Annotated in this window: 23 protein-coding genes and 1 pseudogene; 17 read left to right on the top strand and 7 right to left on the bottom strand. The window is 56.6% G+C overall.

What is annotated here, in order from left to right; translation table 11 throughout:
- Positions 1-36 precede the first annotated feature (36 nt).
- The 3 genes from AXW79_RS03845 to AXW79_RS03835 all read right to left on the bottom strand — a co-directional run bounded on the left by AXW79_RS03845 (position 37) and on the right by AXW79_RS03835 (position 1,799).
- Positions 37-273 carry a DUF2789 domain-containing protein gene (locus AXW79_RS03845; RefSeq protein ID WP_005312027.1) on the bottom strand — a complete coding sequence of 79 codons (237 nt, stop codon included), beginning with the start codon at positions 271-273 and terminating at the stop codon, positions 37-39.
- A 125-nt stretch (positions 274-398) separates the two neighbouring features.
- Positions 399-698, bottom strand: a complete 300-nt coding sequence (locus AXW79_RS03840; protein WP_005312029.1) for a DUF3301 domain-containing protein — start codon at positions 696-698, stop codon at positions 399-401.
- A gap of 72 nt (positions 699-770) precedes the next feature.
- Positions 771-1,799: a DUF3549 family protein gene (locus AXW79_RS03835; protein WP_005312031.1), complete on the bottom strand. Its 1,029-nt coding sequence runs from the start codon at positions 1,797-1,799 to the stop codon at positions 771-773.
- Between the two features lie 475 nt (positions 1,800-2,274).
- Here AXW79_RS03835 and AXW79_RS03830 point away from each other — a divergent pair, with 475 nt between their 5' ends.
- The 6 genes from AXW79_RS03830 to ptsG all read left to right on the top strand — a co-directional run bounded on the left by AXW79_RS03830 (position 2,275) and on the right by ptsG (position 8,715).
- Positions 2,275-2,610 (top strand): YqcC family protein, encoded by a 336-nt coding sequence (locus tag AXW79_RS03830; RefSeq protein WP_005312033.1) that lies wholly within the window; start codon positions 2,275-2,277, stop codon positions 2,608-2,610.
- A gap of 55 nt (positions 2,611-2,665) precedes the next feature.
- Positions 2,666-3,406: a tRNA pseudouridine(65) synthase TruC gene (gene truC, locus AXW79_RS03825; RefSeq protein WP_005312035.1), complete on the top strand. Its 741-nt coding sequence runs from the start codon at positions 2,666-2,668 to the stop codon at positions 3,404-3,406.
- Between the two features lie 90 nt (positions 3,407-3,496).
- A complete protein-coding gene (locus AXW79_RS03820; RefSeq protein WP_005312037.1) occupies positions 3,497-3,937 on the top strand; it encodes a flavodoxin in 441 nt (146 codons plus the stop codon).
- A gap of 524 nt (positions 3,938-4,461) precedes the next feature.
- Positions 4,462-5,793, top strand: coding sequence for a maltoporin (locus AXW79_RS03815; RefSeq protein WP_005312039.1), 1,332 nt, complete (start codon positions 4,462-4,464; stop codon positions 5,791-5,793).
- A gap of 91 nt (positions 5,794-5,884) precedes the next feature.
- Entirely contained in the window at positions 5,885-6,850 is a 966-nt protein-coding gene (locus AXW79_RS03810; RefSeq protein WP_011898995.1) for a MalM family protein, read from the top strand.
- A 434-nt stretch (positions 6,851-7,284) separates the two neighbouring features.
- Positions 7,285-8,715: a PTS glucose transporter subunit IIBC gene (gene ptsG / locus AXW79_RS03805; protein ID WP_005312062.1), complete on the top strand. Its 1,431-nt coding sequence runs from the start codon at positions 7,285-7,287 to the stop codon at positions 8,713-8,715.
- 261 nt (positions 8,716-8,976) lie between these two features.
- Here ptsG and AXW79_RS03800 read toward each other — a convergent pair whose 3' ends face one another.
- The 4 genes and pseudogenes from AXW79_RS03800 to map form a co-directional block, all read right to left on the bottom strand.
- A complete protein-coding gene (locus AXW79_RS03800; RefSeq protein WP_005312064.1) occupies positions 8,977-9,360 on the bottom strand; it encodes a DUF3461 family protein in 384 nt (127 codons plus the stop codon).
- 128 nt (positions 9,361-9,488) lie between these two features.
- Complete coding sequence (gene dapD, locus AXW79_RS03795; protein WP_005312067.1) at positions 9,489-10,316, bottom strand: 2,3,4,5-tetrahydropyridine-2,6-dicarboxylate N-succinyltransferase; 828 nt, start codon at positions 10,314-10,316, stop codon at positions 9,489-9,491.
- A gap of 135 nt (positions 10,317-10,451) precedes the next feature.
- Positions 10,452-13,138, bottom strand: a pseudogene (glnD, locus tag AXW79_RS03790) (bifunctional uridylyltransferase/uridylyl-removing protein GlnD).
- 89 nt (positions 13,139-13,227) lie between these two features.
- Positions 13,228-14,016 (bottom strand): type I methionyl aminopeptidase, encoded by a 789-nt coding sequence (gene map / locus AXW79_RS03785; RefSeq protein ID WP_005312070.1) that lies wholly within the window; start codon positions 14,014-14,016, stop codon positions 13,228-13,230.
- A 362-nt stretch (positions 14,017-14,378) separates the two neighbouring features.
- On the opposite strand from map, the gene rpsB reads away from it, so the two are divergent.
- The 11 genes from rpsB (at position 14,379) to lpxD (ending at position 26,174) form a co-directional block, all read left to right on the top strand.
- Positions 14,379-15,107 (top strand): 30S ribosomal protein S2, encoded by a 729-nt coding sequence (gene rpsB / locus AXW79_RS03780; protein WP_005312073.1) that lies wholly within the window; start codon positions 14,379-14,381, stop codon positions 15,105-15,107.
- 104 nt (positions 15,108-15,211) lie between these two features.
- The gene (tsf, locus tag AXW79_RS03775; protein ID WP_005312074.1) at positions 15,212-16,093 is read left to right on the top strand and encodes a translation elongation factor Ts; all 882 of its coding nucleotides are present in this window, start codon (positions 15,212-15,214) and stop codon (positions 16,091-16,093) included.
- Positions 16,094-16,164: 71 nt separating this feature from the next.
- Positions 16,165-16,899, top strand: a complete 735-nt coding sequence (gene pyrH, locus AXW79_RS03770; RefSeq protein WP_005312076.1) for a UMP kinase — start codon at positions 16,165-16,167, stop codon at positions 16,897-16,899.
- Between the two features lie 57 nt (positions 16,900-16,956).
- Positions 16,957-17,514: a ribosome recycling factor gene (gene frr / locus AXW79_RS03765; RefSeq protein WP_005312078.1), complete on the top strand. Its 558-nt coding sequence runs from the start codon at positions 16,957-16,959 to the stop codon at positions 17,512-17,514.
- Positions 17,515-17,586: 72 nt separating this feature from the next.
- Positions 17,587-18,363, top strand: a complete 777-nt coding sequence (gene uppS / locus AXW79_RS03760) for a polyprenyl diphosphate synthase (protein WP_005312081.1) — start codon at positions 17,587-17,589, stop codon at positions 18,361-18,363.
- Positions 18,364-18,389: 26 nt separating this feature from the next.
- Complete coding sequence (locus tag AXW79_RS03755) at positions 18,390-19,247, top strand: phosphatidate cytidylyltransferase (RefSeq protein WP_011898994.1); 858 nt, start codon at positions 18,390-18,392, stop codon at positions 19,245-19,247.
- A 67-nt stretch (positions 19,248-19,314) separates the two neighbouring features.
- A complete protein-coding gene (gene ispC / locus AXW79_RS03750) occupies positions 19,315-20,508 on the top strand; it encodes a 1-deoxy-D-xylulose-5-phosphate reductoisomerase (protein ID WP_005312085.1) in 1,194 nt (397 codons plus the stop codon).
- A 171-nt stretch (positions 20,509-20,679) separates the two neighbouring features.
- Positions 20,680-22,032, top strand: coding sequence for a sigma E protease regulator RseP (rseP, locus tag AXW79_RS03745; RefSeq protein WP_005312087.1), 1,353 nt, complete (start codon positions 20,680-20,682; stop codon positions 22,030-22,032).
- Between the two features lie 34 nt (positions 22,033-22,066).
- Positions 22,067-24,490 carry an outer membrane protein assembly factor BamA gene (bamA, locus tag AXW79_RS03740; RefSeq protein ID WP_011898993.1) on the top strand — a complete coding sequence of 808 codons (2,424 nt, stop codon included), beginning with the start codon at positions 22,067-22,069 and terminating at the stop codon, positions 24,488-24,490.
- 148 nt (positions 24,491-24,638) lie between these two features.
- Positions 24,639-25,151, top strand: coding sequence for an OmpH family outer membrane protein (locus tag AXW79_RS03735; RefSeq protein WP_011898992.1), 513 nt, complete (start codon positions 24,639-24,641; stop codon positions 25,149-25,151).
- A gap of 3 nt (positions 25,152-25,154) precedes the next feature.
- Entirely contained in the window at positions 25,155-26,174 is a 1,020-nt protein-coding gene (gene lpxD / locus AXW79_RS03730; protein ID WP_042467152.1) for a UDP-3-O-(3-hydroxymyristoyl)glucosamine N-acyltransferase, read from the top strand.
- Positions 26,175-26,198 lie beyond the last annotated feature (24 nt).

The following is a 26,198-nucleotide window of genomic DNA, read 5'->3' as shown; positions in this document are numbered from 1 at the left end:
CGCTCTCCTCTGGAAAGCGGGTGGTAAAAGAAGGGATCAGTCGGTCTGGCGCAGCAGCACATCCAGCTGGTCTATGGTTTCCGACCAGTCCGAGTCATTCCAGAGGGCATCGCGCAGGAAGCCAGCCTGGGATGGGGTCCAGAAGCTGGCTTCGGGCAGCAGGGTCTGATTGTCCAGTTTGTGTTCGTGGATGAAGCGGTGCAGGCTCAGCTCGTCATTGGGCAGGCCCAGCTGGGCGAACAGGGCAGGCAGGTCGTGGGTCAACAATTCCATCTTGATCTCTCCCGGGGGACATCCCTGAACATTATAGGTTGTGATCCGCCGCGTCTTGTTTACTGGGATGGCATGCGTCCGGGGGGATAGGGCCGCTCTGGCCTCGTATCTGGCTACCGGGGGCCTTATTGGGCGGGGATGCGATGGGGCGGCAGGTCGACGCCGACTATATGCAGTCCCTGCATGCGCAACTGTCCCTGATAATGGCTCTCGCCATCGCTGGAAAATTCAAACTCGTAATAGGTCAAGAGTCGCAGCGGCCTGTGTGCCAGCGCGCGGTGGCTGCGTGCCAGAGACAGCAGTTGCAGATCGTGATGCTGGCAGTAGCGGCGCATGTATTGCCAGGCGAGCTCCGCTTGGCGGCGCTGATGCCAGAAGGCGCCCCCGACTAGGATAAGCAGCAAGATACCGAGCATTTCACCCATCAAGGGCTCCTTGTGTGATCTGGAGTTGTCTTTGCCAGGCGGCAGCCCACCTGGCCGTTATTCCATTAACCGTTACGCCGAGGCAAACAGACGTCCGATAGCCTGACCGAGTGCATTGCTGCGCTCAGGATCACGCAATCTTGCCAGCATATCATTGCGCAGGGCCGGCAGGGTCACCAGTTCGGCAAACACCTGATTGAAGAACTGGGTCGGCTGCAGCGCCAACTGTTCCAGGAACAGGCTGAGCAGGCTTGGCTCTTTGAGGTCGGGCCAGAGGCGCCCTGCGATGGCGAGCAACAAGGCCGGGCTTGGCTGGGTTTGCAGCAGGGTCAGCAGCTTGTTGGTGCGCATCGCATTGCCGTTGCAGGAAGCCTGCGCCCGACACAGGTAGGCCAGGGTTTCGGCATTGGGCTCGGCAGTTTCCTGTTCCTTGCCGATCCGCTCGAACAGGGCACCTTGCACGGCCGGCGGCAGCGGGACATTTTCCAGGCTCTGACACAGGGCGTAGAGCGGGGCCTGGGGCAGCTTCGGCAGGGCCTTGCACACCAGCGCCAGATTGCGTTCGTCCTGCAGCCGCTCCGCCATGTCGGCAAAACCTTGCAGTCCCAACGCCTGCCAGCCCTCGTCACCCGGCGCAGCCAGATAGTGGCACAGGCCCTCATAGTAGGCGGAAGGAGCCTGTTCCAGCTGTCGAGCCAGCTTGGCATGCAGGCTGGCCATCTTGGCTTCGGCAGGACGGAAAGTATAGGGATTGTCGGCCAGTCGCTGGGCCTTCTCTTCATCCAGATCGCCGGTCAGCTTGTAGCCGAGGGTCTCGACCACTTGATCCATAAAGAGCTTGGGGCCGCTGCCGATGAGCAGGCCACGCTCATCGAGTGCAAACTTGAGAAACCAGAGATAGTGTCGGGATTCTGCCGGCTGGAAGAAATGAACGCCGAGCCAGGCATGCTGCTGCAGTGGCCAGGGATAGGGCTCTTGTTGCTGCTCTATGCGTTCGAAGGCGTCGCTCGCCAGCGGTCGCACCTGGCGACCCATGTCAAACAGTTGAAACTGGGTATCGGCCTGGGTCAGAAACTCGGTCAGCGTATTGATGGTAGACATGATGTGATCCGGCTAAGAGTGATGCGGGCCGATTATAAAGCGGTTGTATCAGATAGCCAGTGGGGGCTCCAAGGCCACCTTGTCACGAGCTGAAAAAGACGCATCAGGGGCGCTGCGGGTCAATTTGTATCAAGCGGTTGTATCAGATAGCCAGTGGGGGGCACCAAGGCCATCCTGTTACGAGCTGAAAAAGACGCATCAGGGCGCTGCTGGTCAATCTGTATCAAGTTGGCGGTACCAAGACCGCCTTGTGACAAGCTGAGAAAGGCGCAGCAGGGATGCAGCGGGTCAATCTGTATAAAGCGATTGCATCAGATAGCCAGTGGGGGACGCTGAGTCTTGCTTGCCAATGGAACATGGCAGAGGGGGAGGGGGACGGTGTATAGTAGCGCCCTTTTTTGAGGAACCCGGCCAGCCGTTATCTGCCATGCAGAGGAGCGTCAGGCCGGTATCGCAGTAAGAGGAAGAGAACGATATGAATCAATATCTGCTGGTAGCCGGCCTGCTGGGTGAACTCACTGCCGAGTTGCAGCGCCTGGGGCGCTGGCAAGACGAGCATCCTGGCAAGGAGGCTCTTGCGAGCGAGCTGCCGTTCTGTGTCGATACCCTGAGCTTCGATCAGTGGCTGCAATTCGTGCTGATCCCGCGCATGGAGCAACTTGTCATGCTGCAAGCCCCCTTGCCTACCAGCGTCTCCCTCTATCCCATGGCGAGCGAAGTTTACAAGAACGAGCTGGCCGAGATGGCGAGCCTGCTGCGTCTCATCGGTCGCTTCGATCTGCTGCTGACCGGTAAAGTGGTGGAAAAATGAGTTTGACCTTGCGCTTTCAGAGAAAAACGCAGCCGGGTGACGACGTGGTGATGCAATGAAACTGACTCTGCTCTATCAGGATGATTGGTTGGTAGCGGTCAACAAACCCTCCGGTCTGCTGGTGCACCGCAGCTGGCTCGACAAGGCCGAGACCCGGTTCGCCATGCAGATGACCCGGGATCTGATCGGGGGGCGTCATGTCTACCCCGTGCATCGCCTCGATCGCCCCACCTCGGGCGTGCTGCTGTTTGCTCTGGATCCTGCCGTTGCCCGTATCCTGACAGAGGCCTTTGCCGCCCGGCAGGTACACAAGGAGTATCTGGCGCTGGTGCGGGGCTGGGCCCCGGAGCAGGGAGTGATCGACTACCCCCTCAAGGAGCAGCTGGACAAGATCGCCGATGCCATGAGCAATCCTGATCGCCCGGCCCAGGAGGCGGTAACGGCATTTCGTTGCCTGCATCAGGTCGAACTGCCTCATGCGGTTTCCAAGAAGCACCCCACCAGTCGCTATAGTCTGGTCAAGTTGTTCCCGAAAACCGGTCGCAAGCATCAGTTGCGCCGCCATATGGAACATCTTTTCCACCCAATAGTGGGCGATACCACTCATGGTGATGGTCGCCACAATCGCTTCTTTCGTGAACACTTCGGCTGCGAACGCCTGCTGCTGGTAGCTCGTACTCTCAGCTTCGAGCACCCGATCCTCAAGGTCCCGATGCGGATCCAGGCGCCGCTGGGCCTTGATCTATTGCAGCTGTTCGCCGAGCTGGGCTGGCCTGGCAGTGAAAGTGACTACTGATCATCCCCTCTATTCCTTCACCTTGACAGGGTGTTGCCTTTGACGGCGCTGTGGCATGCTGTGAAGCCATACTCGTCAAAGGAATCCGTTATGGCTCAGATAGATCTTGTAGTGGGAACCGTCTATGGCTCAGCCATGCTGGTGGCCGAGACGCTGGCTGAACATCTGCAGCAAGTCGGACATGTATGTCAGATTTTCGATGAGGCCGTGCTGGAAGACATAGATGCCTCCCGCTTCCTGCTGCTGATCACCGCCACCACTGGGCAGGGCGATATTCCGCCCAACCTGCAACCCTTGGCCGCCGCTCTGGCGGATCGGGCTCCCTATATGAAAGGCTGGCGTTATGCCCTTATCGCCATGGGCGACAGCAGCTACGAACACTTTTGCGGTGCCGGTCGTCAGCTCGACGGTTTGTTGCAGGAGCTGGGAGCGAGTGCACTATTACCCCGCCTCGAGATAGATGCCACCGTCGATGATGAACCGGAAAAGGTGGCATTGGCCTGGCTCACCGGCTGGGAAAATAAACTCTAGGGCCATTCCCTCGTCATTTTTTATTCATCCCCGATGGGGTCGACCACGGGGATGTTTATTTCTGCATTTCATGCCTGTCAGTTGAGTCTATTTCCCACTATTCCTCCGATTATTTTCCTGTCCCCCAGTCATGTATTTGAGCATTTATTCCACTCATAGCCGACATGCAGGGAAATTAAAAGTTCCGCATTGAAAGCGATTTCAGTCATGTTTTTGTCATTGAATTGACATTTTTCATCTTAATACTCGAAGCAAATTAATTGCTGATAGCGTTTTCAAGATTTTGTTTTGGCGATTTTTTATGTTTTAAGGGTGATTTATTGCTAATGATTGGTCTTTAATCTTCATTGAACCCCCTTGGTAGTGGTGGTGGGCGATTTGTCGCCATTTTGTGAATCAGCTCATGTTTGTCTCGAAATTGGCTACCTATAATCCATCCCGGTTATCACCGAAACGTTTTTCTTGGTGATAAGAACTTGAATATCAGGATCACACTCATCTCAGCGGGAATAAGGAAAATGAAAATGAAAGCAAAGTGGCTCCCGATCGCTGCAGCAGTAACCGCAGCCCTGGCTTCCCAAGCCGCCTTCGCCGTTGATTTCCACGGCTACTTCCGTTCAGGTGTCGGTGTTTCTACCGATGGCAGCATGCAGACTGGTTTGTCTGATAATGCTAAGCAAAAGGTTGGACGTTTGGGTAATGAGGCTGACACCTATGGTGAAATCCAATTAGGTTCCGAGGTTTTCAACAAAGATGGTAAGACTTTCTATGTTGATTCCATGGTGGCAATGACCTCCAATGGCTCCAATGATTGGGAGTCTACAGAATCCAAATTCCAGTGTACCTCAGCTAATGGTACTGCATTGGATGGGTGTGAAAATAAGGAAGACGCTACCTTTGCGTTACGTCAATTTAATGTGCAAGCCAAGGGACTGCTTGGTTTCGCTCCTGAAGCTACCCTCTGGGCCGGTAAGCGTTACTACCAACGCCATGACGTCCACATATCAGACTTTTACTACTGGAACATCTCTGGTGCTGGCGCCGGTATTGAAGGCATCCAAGCTGGTCCTGGCAAGGTGTCTTTCGCTTGGGTTCGCAATGATCGTAGCGGTACCAACGATGGATGGACTTACAATGACGAAATGAACGTCAATACTCTGGACCTGCGCTATGCAGGTATTCCTTTGTGGCAAGATGGTTCACTTGAAGTCGGAGTAGATTACGCCATTGCGAACCCATCTGACGCTCAAAAAGATTCAGCTAATGCACAATACAAGAATGCAAAAGATGGTGTAATGCTCACCGCCGAGCTGACTCAAGGCATTTTGGGTGGTTTCAACAAGACCGTGCTGCAGTATGGTACTGAAGGTTACTCCAAGACGTTTGCTTTCTGGGGTGATGGTTCCTGGTACGGCGCTGAAGCCAAGGATGGGGCAGACGGTTTCCGTATCATCAACCATGGTGTGATCCCGATGGGGAACTCTTGGGAAATGGGCCACCAGCTGGTCTACGGTGTAGGCAACGATATGTGGGATACCAACGACAAGTGGGAAACCATGTCTGTTGTAGCTCGCCCGATGTACAAGTGGGATGATTTCAACAAGACCATCTTCGAAGGTGGCTACTTCAAGGACAAGAACAAGTCCACCAACGGTACTTCTGAAGAAGATGCAGGTTACAAGCTGACTCTGGCACAGGCTTGGTCTGCCGGTTCCAGCTTCTGGGCACGTCCTGAAATTCGTGTGTTTGCTTCCTATCTTGCTCAAGACAAGAAAGAGATGAAAGGTAACGCATTCAATAACGGTACTGCCGACGATACTTGGAACTTCGGTGTTCAAGCGGAAGCTTGGTGGTAAGCACCTCTTTCAGTTAAGTTAGTCACTGCCCCCGTATGGGGGCAGTTTTGTTTCGCCGGGTAACGGCAACCGGGTTATGGAGATAAGAAGAATGAAATTGGTAAAGATGTCTATCGCAGCCGTGGTTACTGCGCTGTTGGCCGGTTGTTCCGGTAGCATGGTGGTCCCCATGCAGGATCACGCATCCATTCTGAGCAATGCCGAACAGGCCAAGCAGGCACTCTCACAGGCGACCAGTTGCTGCAATGCTTTCAACGACTTCAATTATGTGGCCTTGCCGGAAGGCGATACCCTGCTGGCCCTCGACGGCAAGCAACCCAGTTTTCAGTTTGACGAGGGGATGAGCTACTTTGCGGCTTATCGCCTGCCAGCCAACACAGGCAACCTGGCCATCAAGGTCGCATCTCAGGTAAGCAAGACGGTACTGGTGCCGCAAGTGATTATGCTGGATGCCCAGTTCAAGGTGACACGGGTTCTGGGTGAGTCAGTGTTCAGCTACCAGCCAGCCCACCTGCTGAATAACGATCGGATTGAAGGCAATATCTTTGTCGATCGCAGCATGCCGGGCAACCCGGCTGCCGAAACCTATATGATTGTCTATGCCCCGGCCAGCGAGCTGGCGGGCAGTACCACCATATTGCACCCGGCGAAAGCCTTCGCCCGTGCCAACCAAACGGTTGAGCCAGCAGTGCCGGATCCCGTGATCCCGCATTCACCATGGGGGCTGGTACAGATCGAGGTGGTCGATATGGCCAAGGGGCAGGGCCTTGAGGCTGTGTTCAAACCCGAGTACGCAGACAAGGTTGCGATGAGCCAGACCGCGCCAGCAACTGCCGCAGTGGCTGCCAGTGCGGTGACGGCAACTGCGGTTGCTGCCAAACCCGTGCCCGCCATGTTGACCGAGACCGAAGCCTTCTATCAGTCCCAGATTGAGAAAGCGGTGAAAGCCGGTGATATCGACAAGGCCATGCAACTGGTCAGTGAGGCCGAGCGTGTCGGTTCAACCAAGGCTAAATCCATTTTTATTGATGCGGTCAAACGTTCGCAAAAAGGCTAGAATATTTTCTAGCCTTTAAATTGTAATATTTATTTGAGGCCTCCCTTGTTGGAGGCCTTTTTAATCGGTAGACTAAAATAGAAAAACAGCAAATGGTTACATTGAGTTACAATGTGTTTCTTTGTGTATTGATTTGATTGGTTAAAATACAATGCGAAACAGCACTTTTCATATTTGTGGCATACAATGAAAGTGCCGAAATATATTCATGATTAATCTGTAATCCCCCCCCGAAATTATCTTGTGATCTCCCCTCCAAAATTTTTATTCCCTTGTGCCTGATGGAAGAAATTTCCGATCTGCTGGGTTATATTCAGCGGGTCAAAATAAACAACCCCAATCGAATTCACGCCAATGAAAGATGATGCTGGTGATCGTCTATCAATTGGACTGAACCGTTTACGGGAAGACAATCCATTCAGGAGAATACACACATGATGAAAAATGCGTTTTCTAATCTGCAAAAGGTTGGTAAATCGCTGATGTTGCCCGTCTCCGTATTGCCAGTCGCAGGTATCCTGCTTGGTGTCGGTGCTGCAAACTTCAGTTGGTTGCCAGAAATTGTTTCCCATTTGATGGAACAGGCCGGTGGCTCGGTATTTGGCCAGATGGCCCTGTTGTTCGCGGTGGGTGTTGCCCTAGGCTTTACCAATAACGACGGTGTATCCGGTCTGTCAGCCATCGTTGGCTACGGCATCATGACCGCCACCCTGTCAGTCATGGCGCCAGTGATGGGTGTTGACAAGATCGACACGGGTGTTCTGGGCGGTATCCTCGCCGGTGGTGTCGCCGCCTGGGCGTTCAACCGTTTCTACAAGATCCAGCTGCCTGAGTACCTGGGCTTCTTCGCTGGCAAACGTGCTGTGCCCATCATCACAGGTTTCGTTTCCATCGGTCTGGGTGTGATCCTGTCCGTGATTTGGCCGCCAGTTGGCTCTGCCATCGGTGCCTTCTCTGACTGGGCTGCCAACCAGAACCCGGTACTGGCCTTCGGTATCTACGGTGTGGTTGAGCGCTCCCTGATCCCGTTTGGTCTGCACCACATCTGGAACGTGCCTTTCTTCTATCAGGCGGGTACCTGTGTCAACGGTGCCGGTGAAACTGTCCACGGTATCATGACCTGCTTCCTGACTGCTGATGACGCTTCCCGCGCTGCCGGTAACGGCTTCGGTCAGCTGGCTGGTGGTTACCTGTTCAAGATGTTCGGTCTGCCTGCTGCTGCGTTTGCCATTGCCCACGCTGCCAAGCCGGAAAACCGCGCCAAGATTGTTGGTATCATGGCCTCCGCTGCCCTGACCTCTTTCCTGACCGGTATCACCGAACCGATTGAATTCTCCTTCCTGTTCATCGCACCTGTACTGTACGCCATCCACGCCGTACTGGCTGGTCTGGCTTATGTGCTGACCAACATGCTGGGCGTTGTACATGGCCATACCTTCTCCAACGGCTTCATCGACTTCGTGGTTCAATCACCCCGTGCCGACAACATGCTGCTGCTGGTAGGCCTGGGTCTGGTTTACGCTGGTATCTACTACGTGGTCTTCAGCTTCGTTATCCGTGCCATGAACCTGAAAACCCCGGGTCGTGAAGACGAGACAGCTGAAGAGACTGTCAGCCAAAGCAAGGACGGCATGTCTGAAGCTCTGGTGACTGCCTTCGGTGGTAAAGAGAACATTGCCTCTCTGGATGCCTGCATCACCCGCCTGCGTGTTGGCGTGAAAGATGTGGCCAAGGTTGACCAGGCGGGTCTGAAGAAACTGGGTGCTGCCGGTGTGGTAGTCTCTGGCTCCGGCGTTCAAGCCATCTTCGGTACCAAGTCAGACAACCTGAAAACCGACATGGATATCTGGATGAAGAGCAACTAATCCTGTTGCCTGGATTTCAGAGTTCCGAAAAGGGAGGCGCAAGCCTCCCTTTTTGCTGGCCGCTCTTTGATCTGGTAAAGAGCCTGGATAAGGAATATTCAGGCATCTTGGCTTGCTGTATCGAAAAGTGCTTCAAGGGAGCAGTGCGCAGGCGTGAGGTGCCAACACCTGATATCAGCGTCATGAGCCAGTGGTGTGACATGCATTCAAGCCAAATAACAAGGGCGCCAGATGGGCGCCCTTGTTGTTGCTGGTGCTGGCTTACAGTTTTTCCAGATCCCGCTCTATTTCGCTGATCTTGTTCTGCACCACTTTTTCCAAGTGGCGCAGGTCACGCAGTATCTTCTGTTTGATATCCGGGTCTGCCTGGATATGTACGCCCTGAGTCAGGTTGTCCAGCTCATCCACCACGTACTTGAGATTGGCGTTGATCTCGGTGACATCCTTGTACTCATGAGTACCCGAGTCGACCAGCATGGTCTTGCGCTGGCGAGGGTATTTGAATTTGACACTCTTGGCGAAGAACTCGCCCTTCTGCTTCTTGAAGTAGATCTTGAGGATGTCGTGATTGGCTTCCTGGCGCAGGGTATAGCTGTCCACTGAGGTGGGTTCCTGGATCCCCAGGCTCTTCAGATTCTCGTACATCGGGCTTCCTCGGTTTGAAACGATCCTGACCAATCTATCTTAACCGAGTCGATGTGGCTTGCCTGTGACAGGGGCGCCAAAATCAAAAGGGCGCCATCAGGCGCCCTTGTTCTCAATGGTGAGAGGCATTACTCGTCAATGGAACGCAGCAGGGCATTGATGCCGACCTTTGCACGGGTCTTGGCATCTACTTTCTTGACGATGACGGCGGCGTAGAGACTGTACTTGCCACACTTGGAGGGCAGGGAGCCAGAAACGACCACTGAACCCGCCGGCACGCGGCCGTAGTGAATTTCGCCGGTTTCGCGATCATAGATGCGGGTGGACTGGCCGATGAAGACGCCCATGGAGATGACGGAACCTTCCTCGACGATAACCCCTTCAACCACTTCGGAGCGGGCACCGATGAAGCAGTTGTCTTCGATGATGGTCGGGTTGGCCTGCAACGGCTCCAGCACGCCGCCAATGCCGACGCCGCCTGAGAGGTGCACGTTCTTGCCGATTTGGGCGCAGGAGCCCACAGTGGCCCAGGTATCGACCATGGTGCCTTCATCGACGAAGGCGCCTATGTTGACGTAGGAAGGCATCAGCACAGTATTGGGGGCGATGAAGGAGCCTTTGCGAGCCGTCGCAGGCGGCACCACACGCACACCCGCTTCCTTGAACTGCTCGGCGGTGTAGTCGGAGAACTTGAGAGGAACCTTGTCGTAGTACTGGGCATCGTCGCCCTTGATGATGCCGTTGTCATTGATGCGGAAGTAGAGCAGCACCGCCTTCTTCAACCACTGGTGTACCACCCACTCGCCGGCAATCTTCTCGGCGACACGGGCCTTGCCGGCGTCCAGCAGGTCTATGGTCTGCAGGATGGCGGACTTGGTGGCGGCATCGACGGAGCCGGGAGTGATGGAATCACGGCGCTCGAAGGCCGCTTCGATGATCTGTTGCAACTCGGTCATGACAGGTTTCCTTTAAAAAATTCGGTTTGTTGTATCACACTTTTCCAATTGTTTTTAAGGGCTCAAGCCGATTTCTTCAGGAGAATGGCGATTTATTATACTCAGGTGGCCCAACCACTTGTTCTATTTGAAGAATCAGGATGAGGAAAGGCGCCTTGTGAGGCCTGTCAACGGCTCGCCGTCAGGGGCTTCATCCGCCGATTCCTGCGGGTTGAGCTGGCTCACCAGTCGATCCTCCAGCGCCAGCTGTTCGGCCTGGTTCAGCGGCTCCCCCGCCAGTGTGGTGAGGCTGAAAAAGTCCTCCACTCGCTCGCCTATGGTGGTGATTTTGGCCGCGTGCAGGGAGAGGCCACACTGCTGGAACACGGCGCCGATACGAGCCAGCAGGCCAGGGGTATCCAGTGCCGTCAGTTCCAGCAGGGTGTGACGGGTTTCGCCCTTGTGGGGCAGAAACACCACCCGGGTCGGTACGCTGAACTGACGGTGGCGCCGGGACAGCGGCTTGTTGCGCAGCACCAGCTTGCCCGGTTCCTGCAGTGCTTTCTCCAGCGCCTTTCTGATGGTGGCGGTGCGGTTGGGGCTGATGGGCTCGCCGCTGGGCTCCAGCACCACGAAGGTATCCAGCACATAGTCGCTGCGGGAATTCATGATCTGGGCATCATGGATGTTGAGGTTTTTCTGATCCAGTGCTGAGGCCACGGTGGCAAACAGATTCGGTGTGTCGCGGCAGTAGATAAAGACCTCGCTGCCACCCCGGGTCGGGTGCTTGCCGATGATCACCAGCGGTGCCGGATTGTCGCCGTGCTCGATGATCTTGCGGCAATGCCAGGCGATCTGCTCAGGGGTATGGCGCAGGAAGTAGTCGGCCTTGAAGTCGCTCCACAGCTGGTTGATGGCCTCTTCCGGCACGTCCCGCTGGGCCAGAATTTGCTTGGCCTGGCGCTGGTTCTCACAAATACGCAGTCGCATGTCGGGCGGGTTTTCCAGCCCTTGGCGCAGGGCTTTCTGGGTGGCGAAATAGAGTTCGCGCAGCAGGGTGCCTTTCCAGTCGTTCCAGAGGGTGTCGTTGGTGGCGCAGATATCGGCCACCGTCAGGCAATAGATAAGGTCGAGGTGCTGCTCGTCGCGCACCTTCTGGGCGAAGTCGGTGACCACGTCCGGGTCATAGATGTCGCGGCGCTGGGCGGTGACCGACATCAGCAGATGGTGGCGCACCAGCCAGGCCACCAGTCGGCTCTCGTAGCGATCCAGGCCATGTAGTTGGCAGAACTCCAGTGCGTCCACGGCGCCTAGCTCTGAGTGATCCCCGCGGCGCCCCTTGGCGATGTCGTGGAACAGGGCCGCTATGCTGAGCAGTTCCGGCTTGCGCAGCCGGGTAAACACCTCGTGGCAGAGCGGGTGGGTCTGGCGGCTGGCCGGATTGGGAAACTGGTGAATGTTCTTGAGCAGCCGGTGGGTGTGCTCATCGACCGTATAGGCGTGGAACATGTCGAACTGCATCTGGCCGACGATGAGGTTCCACTGGGGCAGGTAGGCCGCCAGTATGCCGTATTTGTGCATCAGGGTGAGGGGCTGGCCGATGCCGTTGGGGTGGCGCAGCAGCGCCATGAACAGGCGGCGGCAATCGGGCAAATCCTGCAGCCAGCAATTGAGTTTGCGCCTCGCCTCGCGCAGCTGGCGCAAGGTGGCGGAGTGAATGCCGGCAATCTCGGGATGCTGGGCTATCTGGTAGAAGAGCCGCAGTATGGCAGCGGGCTCACGGCCAAACAGCTCTGAGTCCACCGCATCGATGAGGCGGCCACGCAGCTGGAATTCGTCGCAGAGGCGGCGCACGTCCATGGCGGTGTTGCCGAGGATCGCCTCGTCAAACAGCTGCAGCAGCATCTCGTTGAGCTCGGAGACTCGCCGCACCGTCTGGTAGAAGCGCTTCATCATCTGCTCGACCGGGCTGTTGCCTTCCCCCTCGAACCCCAACATCTGGGCCACGGTACGCTGGCGGTCGAACAGCAGCCGGTTGTCACCCTTGTTGATGGCCATGTGCAGGGCGAAGCGCACCTTCCACAGGAAGTTCTGACAATCGAGCAGTTCACGGTACTCAGCCCGGTTGAGAAAGCCGTGGCTGGTCATCTCGAACAAGGTGGTGGCGCCGAAGTGGCGGCGGGCGACCCAGGCCAGGGTCTGAATGTCTCTCAGTCCGCCAGGGTTGCTCTTGAGGTCGGGCTCCAGCTTGTAGGCAGTGCCAAGAAATTGCTGGTGGCGCAGGGCCTGCTCTTCGCGCTTGGCCTGAAAGAACTGCTCGCTTGGCCAGAAGCGCTCGGGACGCGTGGCCAGGGTGAGCTGCTCGAAACCGGCTTTGCGGCCTGTGATGAAACGGGCCTCTATGAGGTTGGTGGCGACCGTGATGTCGGCGCGGCCCTGCTCGATGCATTCGGCCACGTTGCGTACTGCCTGACCCACCTCCAGCTTGAGATCCCACAGCAGGGTAATGAACTCACCGATGCGCAGTCCCAGTACCTCGTCCAGCTCATCCCCTTCATAGAGGATGAGCAGGTCGATGTCGGAGTGGGGATGCAACTCGCCACGGCCATAGCCGCCGACGGCTATCAGGCTGAGATCTGTCTTGTCGAAGCCAAACTTCTGCCACAGTCGGGTCAGCAGCACATCCATGTATTCGGAACGGGTCGCAACCAGCTCTATGATGTTGTCGCCGGCATCGAAACGGGCGTGCAACCAGCCGAGAAAGCGGCCCAGATACTCTTTGCAGTTCTCGCGGGTGAGCTGATCGTCGGGTAACAGATGGGGGAAAGCAGGCTGGCATCCATGGCATCTCACGCTCTTGTCGCACGCATACACAGCGGCTGATAAAAACAAACCCCGGTGCCTTCTCGCTTCGGCGCCGGGGTTTTTGATGTTAACCGTGTTTGATATAGCGGTCGATAGTGTCATCGGGGCGCAGGGTAAGCACCTCGCAGCCATCGTCGGTTACCAGCAGTGTGTGTTCCCACTGGGCGGAATCGCCGCCATCCTTGGTGGTCACTGTCCAGCCATCTTTCGGGTTGATGCGGCAGTGATATTTCTTGCTGTTGACCATGGGCTCTATGGTGAAGCACATGCCCGGTTTGAGCTCCTGCTTGCCGCCATTGCGGTAGTGCAGGATTTGCGGCTCCTCGTGGAATTCGCTGCCGATGCCGTGACCACAGTAGTCACGCACCACGGAGAAACCGGCCTTTTCGACGATGGGCTGGATCAGGGCGCCTATCTCTGTGATGCACATGCCGGGGCGCACCTGCTTGATGGCAGCGTAGAGGCTCTCCTGGGCGACCTTGCACAGCTGGCGACGCAGCGGTGTGGTCTCACCCACGATGAACATGGCGGAGGTATCGCCGTGGTAGCCATCCTTGATGACTGTGATGTCCAGGTTGATGATGTCCCCTTCGCGCAATTTCTTGTGGTTGGGGATGCCATGGCAAATCACGTCGTTCACCGAGGTGCAGATGGACTTGGGGAAGCCGTGATAGTTGAGCGGAGCCGGAATAGCCTGCTGCACGTCGACAATATAGTCGTGGCACAGGGTGTTCAGCTCATCTGTGGTGACGCCTGCCTTGACGTGGGGGGCTATCATGATCAGCACATCGGCGGCCAACTGGCCGGCAACGCGCATCTTTTCAATCTCTTCCGGTGTCTTGATTTTAATGGACATGGGATCTCTCTTGGGGCCTGACTGCGCATCCTGTCGATGCCCAACAATCAGGTAATGAAAAATAGATGCGTTTGCAATCAGGCCAAAATTTTATCCCCAACCCCCGTTTACTTCCAGTGTGATTGTCATCACAACGTCAAATCCTCTGGTCAGCATTGCGCGCAGGGATCCATTTTTAGCACTGTGGTCGGTGGTGTCCTGAGCAAAGGTATGGTATAAAGCGCGCCGGAATGGGGAACTTGCGTCCACATTTCATCACCCTTAATCAATAACACACACACATCGACACCTGTACCGGGGTGCCCCTTTGGGGTCGGTTACATGGGATGTGTGGAGGCCTAACCCCAATACAGAGGTATATAATGGCTAAAGTTTCTATGCGCGACATGCTGCAAGCCGGCGTTCACTTCGGTCACCAGACTCGTTACTGGAACCCGAAAATGAAGTCCTACATCTTCGGTGCCCGCAGCAAGGTTCACATCATCAACTTGGAAAAAACCGTTCCGATGTTTGACGATGCCATGAACTTCATCAGCTCCGTAGCTGCCAAGAAAGGCAAGGTACTGTTCGTAGGTACCAAGCGTGCCGCGTCTGAAGCCGTAAAAGATGCCGCCGGTCGTTGTGACCAGTTCTATGTCAACCACCGCTGGTTGGGTGGCATGCTGACCAACTGGAAAACCGTTCGTCAGTCCATCAAGCGTCTGAAAGATCTGGAAACCCAGAGCCAGGATGGTACCTTCGAAAAGCTGACCAAGAAAGAGGCGCTGATGCGTACTCGCGAAATGGACAAGCTCGAGAAGAGCCTGGGTGGTATCAAGAATATGGGCGGCCTGCCTGACGTGCTGTTCGTTGTCGATGCCGACCACGAGCACATTGCTATCAAAGAAGCCAACAACCTGGGTATCCCGGTAGTTTCCATCGTTGATACCAACTCCAACCCGGACGGCGTTGATTACGTCATCCCGGGTAACGACGATGCTATCCGTGCCGTACAGCTGTACCTGAATGCTGCTGCTGACACCGTACTGGAAGCTCGCGCTCAGGACATCGTTGTTCAAGCTGAACAAGATGGCTTCGTTGAAGCTGAGTAATTGATAAGGACTGTAAAGCCCTTATTAACCAAGCTGATGTAATTGGTTAGCAGGGGCCCTTGTGGCCCCTGTTTCTTGTCAATTCAAGACCGAGGATACTGGACATGGCTAACGTTACTGCCGCCCTGGTAAAAGAACTGCGCGAGCGCACCGCCGCTGGCATGATGGATTGCAAAAAAGCGCTGGAAGAAGCCGCTGGTGATATCGAGCTGGCAATCGAGAACATGCGCAAATCCGGTCAGGCCAAGGCCGCCAAGAAAGCAGGCCGTATCGCTGCTGAAGGCGTGATCTTTGCTCGTACCGAAGGCAACGTTGCCGTCATGATCGAGCTGAACAGCGAAACCGACTTCGTCGCCAAAGATGCCAGCTTCATGGCAATGGGCCAGAAGATCGCCGATATCGCTGCGACCCAGAAAATTGCTGACGTTGACGCACTGAAAGCGGCTGACTTCGGTAACGGTGAGTCCGTCGAACTGACCATCACCAACCTGATCGCCAAGATCGGTGAGAACATGAACCTGCGTCGCGTGATGCTGGTTGAAGGTGACAACCTGGGCACCTACGTTCACGGTTCCCGCATTGGTGTTATCACCAAGCTGACCGGCGGTACTGCCGAGCTGGCCAAAGATCTGGCCATGCACGTTGCTGCCAACAGCCCGCAGTTCGTCAAGCCTGAAGACGTGTCTGCTGAAGTCGTTGCCAAAGAGCGCGAAATTCAGATCGACATCGCCATCAACTCCGGCAAGCCGAAAGACATCGCCGAGAAGATGGTTGAAGGCCGTATGAAGAAGTTCACCGGTGAGGTTTCCCTGACTGGTCAGCCGTTCGTGAAGGATCCTTCCATGACCGTTGCCGAGCTGTTGAAGAAAGAAGGCGCTGACGTTGTCTCCTTCACCCGTTTCGAAGTGGGCGAAGGCATCGAGAAGCAAGAGACCGATTTCGCTGCTGAAGTAGCAGCCCAAATCGCGGCCGCTCAGAAGGCCTAATCGAACCGGTTTTTCCGTTTCCCCAGACCGCGACTTATGTCGCGGTCTTTATATGACCAGGAATCAGTGACATGAGTACCAATCCCAAGCCTGCATACAGACGTGTTCTTCTGAAGTTGAGTGGTGAAGCCCTGCAAGGATCCGAGGGTTTTGGCATTGATCCAGCTGTGCTGGAGCGGATGGCCCAAGAGATCAAGGAACTGGTTGAGTTGGGTGTTCAGGTCGGTCTGGTCATCGGTGGCGGCAACTTGTTCCGTGGTGCCGGTCTTGCCAAAGCGGGCATGAACCGCGTGGTGGGCGACCACATGGGTATGTTGGCTACCGTGATGAACGGTCTGGCCATGCGTGATGCCCTGCATCGTGCTTATGTGAATGCCCGTCTGATGTCTGCCATCTCCCTGCAGGGTGTCTGCGATTCCTATAGCTGGGCCGAGGCCATCAGCCAGCTGCGCGCCGGCAAAGTGGTGATTTTCTCTGCCGGTACCGGCAACCCCTTCTTTACCACCGATTCTGCAGCCTGCCTGCGTGGCATCGAGATCGAAGCCGATGTTGTGCTCAAGGCGACCAAGGTCGATGGCGTATTCAACGAGGATCCGGTTAAGAATCCGGACGCCGTGCTGTATCATGAGCTCAGCTACAACGAAGTGCTTGAAAAAGAGCTCAAGGTGATGGATCTTGCAGCCTTTACTCTGGCCCGTGACCACGATCTGCCGATCCGCGTGTTCAACATGAACAAACCGGGTGCATTGCGTCGGGTTATCATGGGTGAGCCTGAAGGCACGCTGATCCACCACATCGGCAAATAAGATAAATATGATAGACACGAGCCGCGTGATGGCTCGTTCGCCAAAAGGAAAACCACTGTGATCAACGAGATTAAAAACGACGCCAAGGACCGTATGGCCAAGAGCGTAGAGTCGCTCAAGACCCAGATGTCCAAGATCCGTACCGGCCGTGCTCACCCGAGCCTGCTCGACGGTATCCAGGTTGAGTATTACGGTGCTGCCACTCCTCTGAAACAGTTGGCCAACGTGGTGGCAGAAGATGCCCGCACCCTGTCCATCTCCATTTTTGACCGTTCAATGATCCAGGCGGTAGAAAAGGCCATCCTGACCTCCGATCTGGGCCTGAATCCGTCCAGCAACGGTCAGACCCTGCGTGTGCCCCTGCCGCCGCTGACCGAAGAGCGTCGCCGCGATCTGACCAAGATCGTCCGTGCTGAAGCGGAAGGTGCCCGTGTGGCCGTGCGCAACATCCGTCGTGATGCCAACGCCGATCTGAAAGCACTGCTCAAAGACAAAGAGATCTCCGAAGACGATGACCGTCGTGCCCAGGAAGAGATCCAGAAACTCACCGATTCCTTCATCAAGCTGGTGGATGACGCCCTGGCCGCGAAGGAAAAGGAGCTAATGGAAATCTAAGCCTCTGACAGGTATATTACGAGCGCCGTGTAGTGCCCCTGCACGGCGCTTTTGTCTTTGTGGGAGAAATGAATGTCGCTTTTGGCAGCGTTAGGTGATTGTGCCAATTCGTCCTTGCCTCGTCATGTGGCCATCATCATGGATGGCAACGGGCGCTGGGCTCAGAACCGTGGCAAGATGCGGGTCTATGGCCACAAGGCGGGCGTGAAGTCTGTTCGTGAGGCGGTGACGTTTGCCGCGCGCGCCAAGATAGAGGCGTTGACCCTGTTTGCGTTCTCCAGTGAGAACTGGCGCCGTCCGGAAGGGGAGGTCAGTGCCCTGATGGAACTCTTCATGACAGTGCTGGGCCGCGAGGTCAAGCAACTGCACAGCAACGGGATCCGGCTCAAGGTGATCGGCGATACCGCCCGTTTCAGCGAGCGCTTGCAGGCCAGGATCGCCAAGGCCGAGGCTTTGACTGCAGACAACAAGGGGCTGACCCTCAACATTGCTGCCAATTACGGTGGTCAGTGGGATATCGCCCAGGCGGCCCGTAAACTGGCCCGAGCCGTGGCGGCAGGCGAGCTGGATGCCGATGCTATCGATGAGTCCCTGCTGGCCGAGCAGGTCTGCATGGCTGATTTACCACCAGTGGATCTGCTGATCCGGACCGGCGGCGATCATCGCATCAGCAATTTTGTGTTATGGCAGCTCGCCTATGCCGAGCTCTATTTTACCCCGGTATTGTGGCCCGATTTCAACGAGGCCGAGTTCAGTGAGGCCGTTGCCTCTTTCGTTGCCCGCGAGCGTCGCTTCGGGTGTACGGGTGAACAGATACGGGAATTGATCGCCGAGCATCAGACCGGCTAAATCCCCTCCCAAGAGAGAGGTTTCTTTTGCTAAAACAACGAATTATTACCGCATTACTGCTTGTTCCCCTGGTATTGGGAGCGCTATTTTTCCTGCCGTTGAAATTCTTTGCCCTGTTGGCAGCTCTGGTGTTTCTGTTGGCCAGCCGCGAGTGGAGTGGCTTCGTCTCTGCCCAGCCGCAGCAATGGTTGCCGCTGGTGTTTTGTCTGTTGCTCGGTGCCAGCCTGTTCTGGCTGCCGGTCGATCAGCTCTGGACTCCCCATCTGCATCCGCTGGTGATAGGCGTGCTCTGGACCGCCGTCAGTTGGTGGCTGCTGGGGCTGCTGCTGGTATTGCGCTATCCCCGGAGCGCCAGGCTGTGGAAAGAGTCCATCTGGCTCAAATCCCTGTTTGGTCTGGTGACCCTGGTGCCCTTCTTCTGGTCCTTGGTGGCCATTCGTGGCTACAACTTCTATCACGACCCCATGATGGGGGCCTGGATTTTGTTGTTCGTCATGGGGCTGGTCTGGGCGGCAGATTCTGGCGCGTATTTTTTCGGCAAGGCCTTTGGCAAACACAAGCTGGCGCCGGCCGTCAGCCCGGGTAAAACCATCGAAGGCATGTGCGGTGGCCTCTTTACCGCCAGCCTGCTGGCGGTCGGTGTGACCTGGTTCATGGGCTTTGTACCCGCGAAGATGGCGATAGTGCTGTTCTGCTCCTTGCTGGCCGTGCTGGCTTCCGTGCTCGGCGATCTCACCGAGAGCATGTTCAAGCGGGAGGCTGGCATCAAGGATTCTGGCACTCTATTGCCCGGTCATGGTGGTATCCTCGACCGGATCGACAGCTTGACCGCGGCCCTGCCAGTCTTCCTGCTCAGTTATCTGTTACTCAGTCAGGAGTTCTGATGCACATCTTGCTGATGGTTTTGAGAGCTTCCGGCTCCATTGGTTTGTTACTCAAGCAGGAGTTCTGATGCATAACCTGGTGATCCTGGGGGCTTCCGGCTCCATCGGGCAGAGCACCCTCAAGGTGCTGCGCCGCAATCCCGGGCGCTGGCAAGTACTGGCGCTCACCGCCGCTCGCAGCGTGGATGCCATGGTGCGGGACTGTCTCGAGTTTTCCCCCCGTTTCGCCGTTATGGTGGATGAGGCTGCCGCGACCGCACTGGCGGGCCAGCTCAAGACCCACGGTAGCGCGACGCGGGTACTGTCCGGTCAGGCTGCCCTGTGCGAGGTGGCGGCTCACCCCGATGCACACAGCGTGATGGCGGCCATCGTCGGTGCGGCGGGTCTGGCACCGACCATGGCCGCAGTGCGTGCCGGCAAGCGGATCCTGCTGGCCAACAAGGAGGCGCTGGTGATGTCCGGGGCCTTCTTCATGGAGGCGGTGCGCGAGCATGGCGCCGAGCTGCTGCCCATCGACAGCGAACACAATGCGATTTTTCAGTGCCTGCCCGAAGCCATTCAGCGCCAGCCCGGCTACTGCGATCTGGCAGGGGCGGGCATCAGCAGGATACTGCTGACCGGCTCAGGCGGTCCGTTTCGTTATACCGATATCAATGCGCTGGCACAGGTCACGCCGGCCCAGGCCATCGCCCACCCGAACTGGTCCATGGGGGCCAAGATCTCGGTCGACTCCGCCACCATGATCAACAAGGGGCTGGAGTACATAGAGGCGCGCTGGCTGTTCAACGCCGCGCCCGAGCAGATCCAGGTGGTGATCCATCCCCAGTCAGTGATCCACTCCATGGTGCAGTACAAGGACGGCTCAGTGATGGCCCAGCTTGGCAATCCGGACATGTGTACCCCCATAGCGCACGCCCTGGCCTATCCGGCTCGAGTTGAGTCCGGAGTGGAACCTTTGGATTTCTTCAGTGTCGGAGAGTTCAGCTTTATCCGGCCCGATTATGAGCGTTATCCCTGCCTGGCACTGGCCATGAGTGCCTGTCAGCAAGGGCAGGCGGCGACCACGGCGCTCAATGCTGCCAATGAAGAGGCCGTTGCGGCTTTCCTTGCAGAGCGGATCGGTTTTATGGATATTGCCAGAGTCAATGAGGCCACCATGGTGGCGCTGGGGAGTTCCCCTGTGGGTTCGCTGGATGATTTGATTGCGCTGGATGGTGCGGCCCGTGCCCGTGCTCACAATTTGATTGAGGAGCTTAGCTAATGAGTGGTATTTCGTGGCATTGTGCTGCCTTTATCGTTGCCTTTGGGTACCGGACCATGCATGAAATCGAGGTAACTGGCTGATGAGTGCTGCGCTGTGGAATGACAAACCTGCCTTTGTTACTGCCTCCTTCGGTGATTCGAATGGGTGTGATCTCGAGGTGATCGGCTGATGGGCGGCGTGCTGTGGAATATTGGTGCCTTTATCATCGCCCTCGGATTGCTGGTTGCGGTTCATGAATTCGGCCACTTCTGGGTGGCACGCCGTTGCGGCGTCAAGGTCGAGCGTTTCTCCATCGGGTTTGGCAAGGCTATTTGGCGCCGAATGGGTAAGGATGGCACCGAATATGTGCTGGCACTGATCCCGCTCGGCGGTTACGTCAAGATGCTGGATGGTCGGGTCGATGAGCTCAAACCCGGCGATGAGCAATTTGCTTTCAATCACAAGAGTGTCTGGGCGCGGATGGCCATAGTGGCGGCGGGCCCCATGGCGAACTTCGTGTTTGCCCTGTTTGCCCTCTGGCTGATGTTCATGATCGGTGTCCCTGCCGTCAAACCCGTGGTGGGGGAGGTGCGTCCCGCTTCCATAGTGGCGGCGGCCGGGATTGAACCCGGCATGGAGATCGTCGGTGTCGGCGACAAGGCGACCGGTGACTGGGAGAGCGTGACCTATGCCCTCATCAGCCACCTGGGTGATGATGCCGTCCAGCTCAAGCTGAAAGCGGCCAACACCAGTTATGCGGTGGACAAGACTCTCGTGCTGGAGGATTGGACGTTCGATCCGGACAAAGAGTCCCCCGTCGGCAGCCTGGGGATAGTGCCCCTCGGCGGCAAGGTACTGCCCGTGGTCGAGGCCATAGTACCTGCGAGCGTCAGTGAGAAGGCCGGTATCCTGGTCGGCGATCGCATCAAGCGGATGGGCGAGCAGGAGGTCACCGAGTGGGCCCAGTTCGTGCACCAGGTCCAGCAGTCCCCCGAGCAGCCATTGCAGGTCGTGGTGGAGCGGGCAGGCAGTGAACTGACCCTGACCCTGACTCCGGATGTGAAAAAAGTGCGTGGCCAGCTGGTCGGTTTTGTCGGCTTGTCACCGCAATTGGTTCCATTACCGGATGAGTATCGAATTCTGTTACAGTATGGGCCTTTGCAGGCCCTGTGGCAGGGAGCCCAGAAGACCTGGAGCCTGACCACGCTGACCTTTGACATGATTGGCAAGCTGATTGGTGGCATCGTCTCCCTGGATAACCTGAGCGGTCCCATCTCCATTGCCAAGGGGGCAGGCAGCAGTGCCGATTACGGTCTGGTCTATTTCCTCGGCTTTCTGGCGCTGATCAGCGTCAACCTGGGGATCATCAACCTGTTTCCCCTGCCTGTGCTGGACGGTGGCCATCTGGTCTACTTCCTCATCGAGGCAGTCACCGGCAAGCCGGTATCAGACAAAATTCAGGAAGTGGGTTTCAGGATCGGCGCCGCCATTCTGATGTTACTGATGGGCATTGCGCTATTTAATGATTTCGCTCGCCTCTGAGGCCAGAGCATCAACAAGGACACACAAGAACAAAATGGCTGTTAAAAAAGCATTGGTGTTGAGTTGCCTGCTGGGTGCCAGTTTCCTGGCCCAGGCGGCCCCTGCCTCTTTTGTGGTGCAAGATATTCAGGTCGACGGCTTACAGCGTGTAACGCTGGGTGCCGCCCTGTTGAACCTGCCGATCCGGGTTGGCGACACCGTCGATTCCGTGACCCTGGCCAACGCCATCAAAAAGCTCTACTCCTCCGGTAACTTCGAGGATGTGAAGGTTTACCGTGACGGCCAGGTGTTGCAAGTGGCGATCAAGGAGCGGCCGACCATCTCCAGCATCGAATTTTCAGGCAACAAGGATATCAAGGAAGAGCAGCTGACCCAGAGCCTGGAGTCCTCCGGCATTCGGGTGGGTGATCCGCTGGATCGTACCGTGCTGAGCTCCCTCGAGAAGGGTCTGGAAGATTTCTACTATGGCGTGGGCAAATACTCCGCCAAGGTCAAGGCCATCGTCACCCCGCTGCCGCGCAACCGGGTCGACCTCAAGTTCACCTTCGTGGAAGGGGAAGCGGCCAAGATCCAGCAGATCAACATAGTCGGCAACAATGTGTTCCCGGAAGAGAAACTGCTGGCCCAGCTCTCCCTCAAGGACGATGTGCCCTGGTGGAACTTCACCGGTGACCAGCGTTACCAGAAACAGAAACTGGCCGGCGACATCGAAACCCTGCGCTCTTACTACATGGACCGCGGTTATATCCGCTTCGCCCAGGAGTCGACCCAGGTCTCCATGACCCCTGACAAGAAGGGTGTCTACGTGACCCTGAACGTCAAGGAAGGGGATCAGTACAAGGTCTCCGGCGTCCAGCTCAAGGGCGATTTGATCGACCGTGGTGGCGAGATGAAGGGCCTGATCCCCATAGAGGCAGGCAGCACCTACTCCGCCAGTCAGGTAACCCATACCGAAGAGGTGCTCTCCAAGTTCCTCGGTCGTTACGGCTATGCCTACCCGAAAGTGGTCACCTTCCCCCAGGTCAACGACGAAACCAAGGAAGTGGAGCTGATCGTCAACATAGAGCCGGGTCCCCGTGTCTATGTGCGCAACATCAACTTCAGCGGCAACGTTACCACCCAGGATGAAGTGCTGCGCCGCGAAATGCGTCAGATGGAAGGCACCTGGCTCTCCTCCGACAGCGTCGAGCAGTCCAAGACCCGTCTCAACCGTCTCGGCTTCTTTGAAACCGCGGAAGTGGACACCAAGCGGGTTCCGGGCAGCGATGACCAGGTTGATCTCGACTTCAAGGTCAAGGAGCAGCCAGCTGGCTCCATCAACGCCGGTGTGGGTTATGGTACCGAATCGGGCCTGAGCCTGCAGGCAGGCCTGCAGCAGGACAACTTCATGGGTACCGGCAAGAAGATCGGTATCTCCGCCAGTACCAACAAGTACTCCAAGAGCGTCGACCTCAGCTACAACGATCCCTACTTCACCGTGGACGGTGTCAGTCTGGGCGGGCGCCTCTACTACAACCAGTTCAGTGCGGCCGATGCCAACATCGTCGACTATGAGAACACCACAGTTGGCTTCCGCCTCTCCAGTGGTTTCCCGGTCAACGAAAACAACCGCCTCGACTTCAGCCTCGGGATCGAGAACAACAAACTGTCCCAGCCCAACCCCTATCTGCAGGTGGACGAGTTCTGGAAGGTGTACAGCAAGAACAAGGATGGCGACAACCGCATGGTGTTCAACACCGTTGACGTCACCGCTGGCTGGACCCGTTCAACCCTCAACAAGGGGATGTTCCCGACCGCGGGTGACCGTCAGCGTGTGAACGCCAAGGTGACAGTGCCCGGCATGGATCTGCAGTACTTCAAGCTGAACGCCGAAGATGCTCACTACTTCCCGTTCGATGCGGACCACAAATGGGTGCTGATGGCCAAGGCCCGCGCCTCTTACGGCAACGGTTACGGCAGCAACGGCAGCTATGATCACGTCCTGCCGTTCTTCGAGAACTACTTCGCCGGTGGTTTTGACACACTGCGTGGCTTCAAGAGCAACACGGTAGGTCCGAAGGCGCTCTACTACTACAACCTGAGCGGTAACGACGTCATTCAGGGTACCGACAGCTCGGTGGGTGGCAACGCCCTGGCAGTGGCCTCCCTCGAGATGATAGTACCGACGCCGTTTGCGTCCGAAACCTATCAGCCTCAGCTGCGCACCAGCTTCTTCATCGACGCCGGTTCAGTGTGGGATACCACTTTTGACTATGCCCAGTATCAAAACCGCTGTTTCAGTGGCTGCAACTATCTGACCGACTATTCGGACCCGACTAACTACCGTGCCTCGGCCGGTCTGTCGCTGCAGTGGCTCTCCCCCATGGGACCCCTGGTGTTTGCGATTGCCCGTCCGCTCAAGGAGTACGAAGGGGACAGGACAGAGTTCTTCTCGTTCAATATCGGCCGTACCTTCTAAGGACGGACGCGCCCCCACCCAGCCGGTGGGGGTATTCAATGATGGGACGCGCAGCTTGCGCGCCTCACCAGGTAACAAGTCGGTCCGGGTACCACTTGCATAATCAGGTAAATCAGGTAGCCCTCACATGAGGGAACAAGGAGTTAGTGTGAATAAAGCGTTGAAAGTAGCTGGTTTGAGTTTTGCACTGATGGCTGCCGGCATGGGCTCTGCCTTGGCCGAGACCAAGATCGCCGTGGTCGACATGGGCGAAGTATTCCAAAAGCTGCCCCAGCGTGAAGCTGTCTCCAAGAAGCTGAAAGGTGAATTCGAGCCGCGTATGCGTGAGCTGCAGAAGCTGGAATCCGACGGTCAGAAGCTGGTCGAGAAGTTCAAGAAGGATGAAGCCTTCATGAGCGCCGATCAGAAGAAGCAGAACCAGGAAAAACTGGCCAAGCTGCAGATGGAGTTCAACCAGAAGCGTCAAGCGTTTGAGCAGGACAACGGTCGTCGTCAGTCCGAAGAGCGCAACAAGATCCTGACCAAGGTACAAGCCGCCATCGACTCCATTGCCAAGAGCAATGGCTATGATCTGGTGCTTGAGCGCAATGCTGCGCCCTATGCAGCCAGCAAGCTGGACATCTCCGGCCAGGTTATTTCTCAGGTAAGCAAGAGCAACTAATTGATGGCATTCACTCTCGCACAGCTGGCCCAGCAACTGGGGGCCGAGATCCATGGCGACGGAACCCTGGAAATCCGCAAGGTAGCGACACTGGAAAAGGCCGGGGAGGGGGATATCACCTTCCTGTCCAATAAAAAGTACCGGCATTATCTGGAGCAGAGCAAGGCCTCGGCCGTGCTCATTACAGAAGCGGATCTGCCATTTTGTCCCACCAATGCCCTGGTACTCAAAGACCCCTATGTGGGGTTTGCCCGGGTAGCCCAACTGCTGGACACCACACCGCAGCCGGCTACGGATATCCATCCGAGCGCCGTCATTGCGGCTGACGTGCAACTGGGCGAGAGAGTGGCAATCGGGGCCAATGCAGTGATCGAATCCGGCGTCGTGCTGGGGGATGACGTACGCATAGGCCCTGGCTGTTTTGTTGGCAAGAATACCCGACTGGGAGCGCGCTCCCGGTTGTGGGCCAACGTCACCCTGTATCACAACATCACCATGGGTTCCGACTGTCTGGTTCAATCTGGCACAGTGATCGGGGCCGATGGGTTCGGTTATGCCAATGAGCGTGGCGAGTGGATCAAGATCCCCCAGCTCGGTGGCGTGACCATCGGCAACCGGGTCGAGATTGGTGCCTGCACCACCATAGACCGCGGCGCGCTGGAAGATACCCGCATCGCGGATAACGTCATCATCGACAACCAGTGCCAGATCGCCCACAACGTCGAGATCGGCTACGGCACCGCCGTTGCAGGCTCCACCGTGATGGCTGGTAGTCTCAAGGTCGGCAAATACTGTATCATTGGCGGCGCCTCCGTCTTTAACGGGCACATGGAGATCTGCGACCAGGCCACCGTCACCGGCATGGCCATGGTGATGCGACCCATTACCGAGCCCGGTGTCTACTCTTCCGGCATCCCTCTGCAAACCAATAAAGAGTGGCGCAAGACCGCCGCCCGGGTGATGCGTATCGAAGAGATGCACAAGCGGTTGAGCAAGCTTGAGAAGAAGCTGGATCAAGAATAATCACGATTGGTATAGGGTACTGTT

Origin of the sequence: Aeromonas salmonicida subsp. salmonicida, from assembly GCF_001643305.1 — a bacterium.
Taxonomy (GTDB): Bacteria; Pseudomonadota; Gammaproteobacteria; order Enterobacterales; family Aeromonadaceae; genus Aeromonas; species Aeromonas salmonicida.
The sequence above is the reverse complement of the archived record's forward strand: the minus strand, read 5'-3'. Positions and strand labels throughout refer to the sequence as shown.

Excerpts from the sequence above, each read along its gene's own strand:
- AXW79_RS03845 (WP_005312027.1), bottom strand. The coding sequence starts at position 273 with ATGGAATTGTTGACCCACGACCTGCCTGCCCTGTTCGCCCAGCTGGGC.
- AXW79_RS03840 (WP_005312029.1), bottom strand. The coding sequence starts at position 698 with ATGGGTGAAATGCTCGGTATCTTGCTGCTTATCCTAGTCGGGGGCGCC.
- AXW79_RS03835 (WP_005312031.1), bottom strand. The coding sequence starts at position 1,799 with ATGTCTACCATCAATACGCTGACCGAGTTTCTGACCCAGGCCGATACC.
- AXW79_RS03830 (WP_005312033.1), top strand. The coding sequence starts at position 2,275 with ATGAATCAATATCTGCTGGTAGCCGGCCTGCTGGGTGAACTCACTGCC.
- truC (WP_005312035.1), top strand. The coding sequence starts at position 2,666 with ATGAAACTGACTCTGCTCTATCAGGATGATTGGTTGGTAGCGGTCAAC.
- AXW79_RS03820 (WP_005312037.1), top strand. The coding sequence starts at position 3,497 with ATGGCTCAGATAGATCTTGTAGTGGGAACCGTCTATGGCTCAGCCATG.
- AXW79_RS03815 (WP_005312039.1), top strand. The coding sequence starts at position 4,462 with ATGAAAGCAAAGTGGCTCCCGATCGCTGCAGCAGTAACCGCAGCCCTG.
- AXW79_RS03810 (WP_011898995.1), top strand. The coding sequence starts at position 5,885 with ATGAAATTGGTAAAGATGTCTATCGCAGCCGTGGTTACTGCGCTGTTG.
- ptsG (WP_005312062.1), top strand. The coding sequence starts at position 7,285 with ATGATGAAAAATGCGTTTTCTAATCTGCAAAAGGTTGGTAAATCGCTG.
- AXW79_RS03800 (WP_005312064.1), bottom strand. The coding sequence starts at position 9,360 with ATGTACGAGAATCTGAAGAGCCTGGGGATCCAGGAACCCACCTCAGTG.
- dapD (WP_005312067.1), bottom strand. The coding sequence starts at position 10,316 with ATGACCGAGTTGCAACAGATCATCGAAGCGGCCTTCGAGCGCCGTGAT.
- map (WP_005312070.1), bottom strand. The coding sequence starts at position 14,016 with ATGTCCATTAAAATCAAGACACCGGAAGAGATTGAAAAGATGCGCGTT.
- rpsB (WP_005312073.1), top strand. The coding sequence starts at position 14,379 with ATGGCTAAAGTTTCTATGCGCGACATGCTGCAAGCCGGCGTTCACTTC.
- tsf (WP_005312074.1), top strand. The coding sequence starts at position 15,212 with ATGGCTAACGTTACTGCCGCCCTGGTAAAAGAACTGCGCGAGCGCACC.
- pyrH (WP_005312076.1), top strand. The coding sequence starts at position 16,165 with ATGAGTACCAATCCCAAGCCTGCATACAGACGTGTTCTTCTGAAGTTG.
- uppS (WP_005312081.1), top strand. The coding sequence starts at position 17,587 with ATGTCGCTTTTGGCAGCGTTAGGTGATTGTGCCAATTCGTCCTTGCCT.
- ispC (WP_005312085.1), top strand. The coding sequence starts at position 19,315 with ATGCATAACCTGGTGATCCTGGGGGCTTCCGGCTCCATCGGGCAGAGC.
- rseP (WP_005312087.1), top strand. The coding sequence starts at position 20,680 with ATGGGCGGCGTGCTGTGGAATATTGGTGCCTTTATCATCGCCCTCGGA.
- bamA (WP_011898993.1), top strand. The coding sequence starts at position 22,067 with ATGGCTGTTAAAAAAGCATTGGTGTTGAGTTGCCTGCTGGGTGCCAGT.
- lpxD (WP_042467152.1), top strand. The coding sequence starts at position 25,155 with ATGGCATTCACTCTCGCACAGCTGGCCCAGCAACTGGGGGCCGAGATC.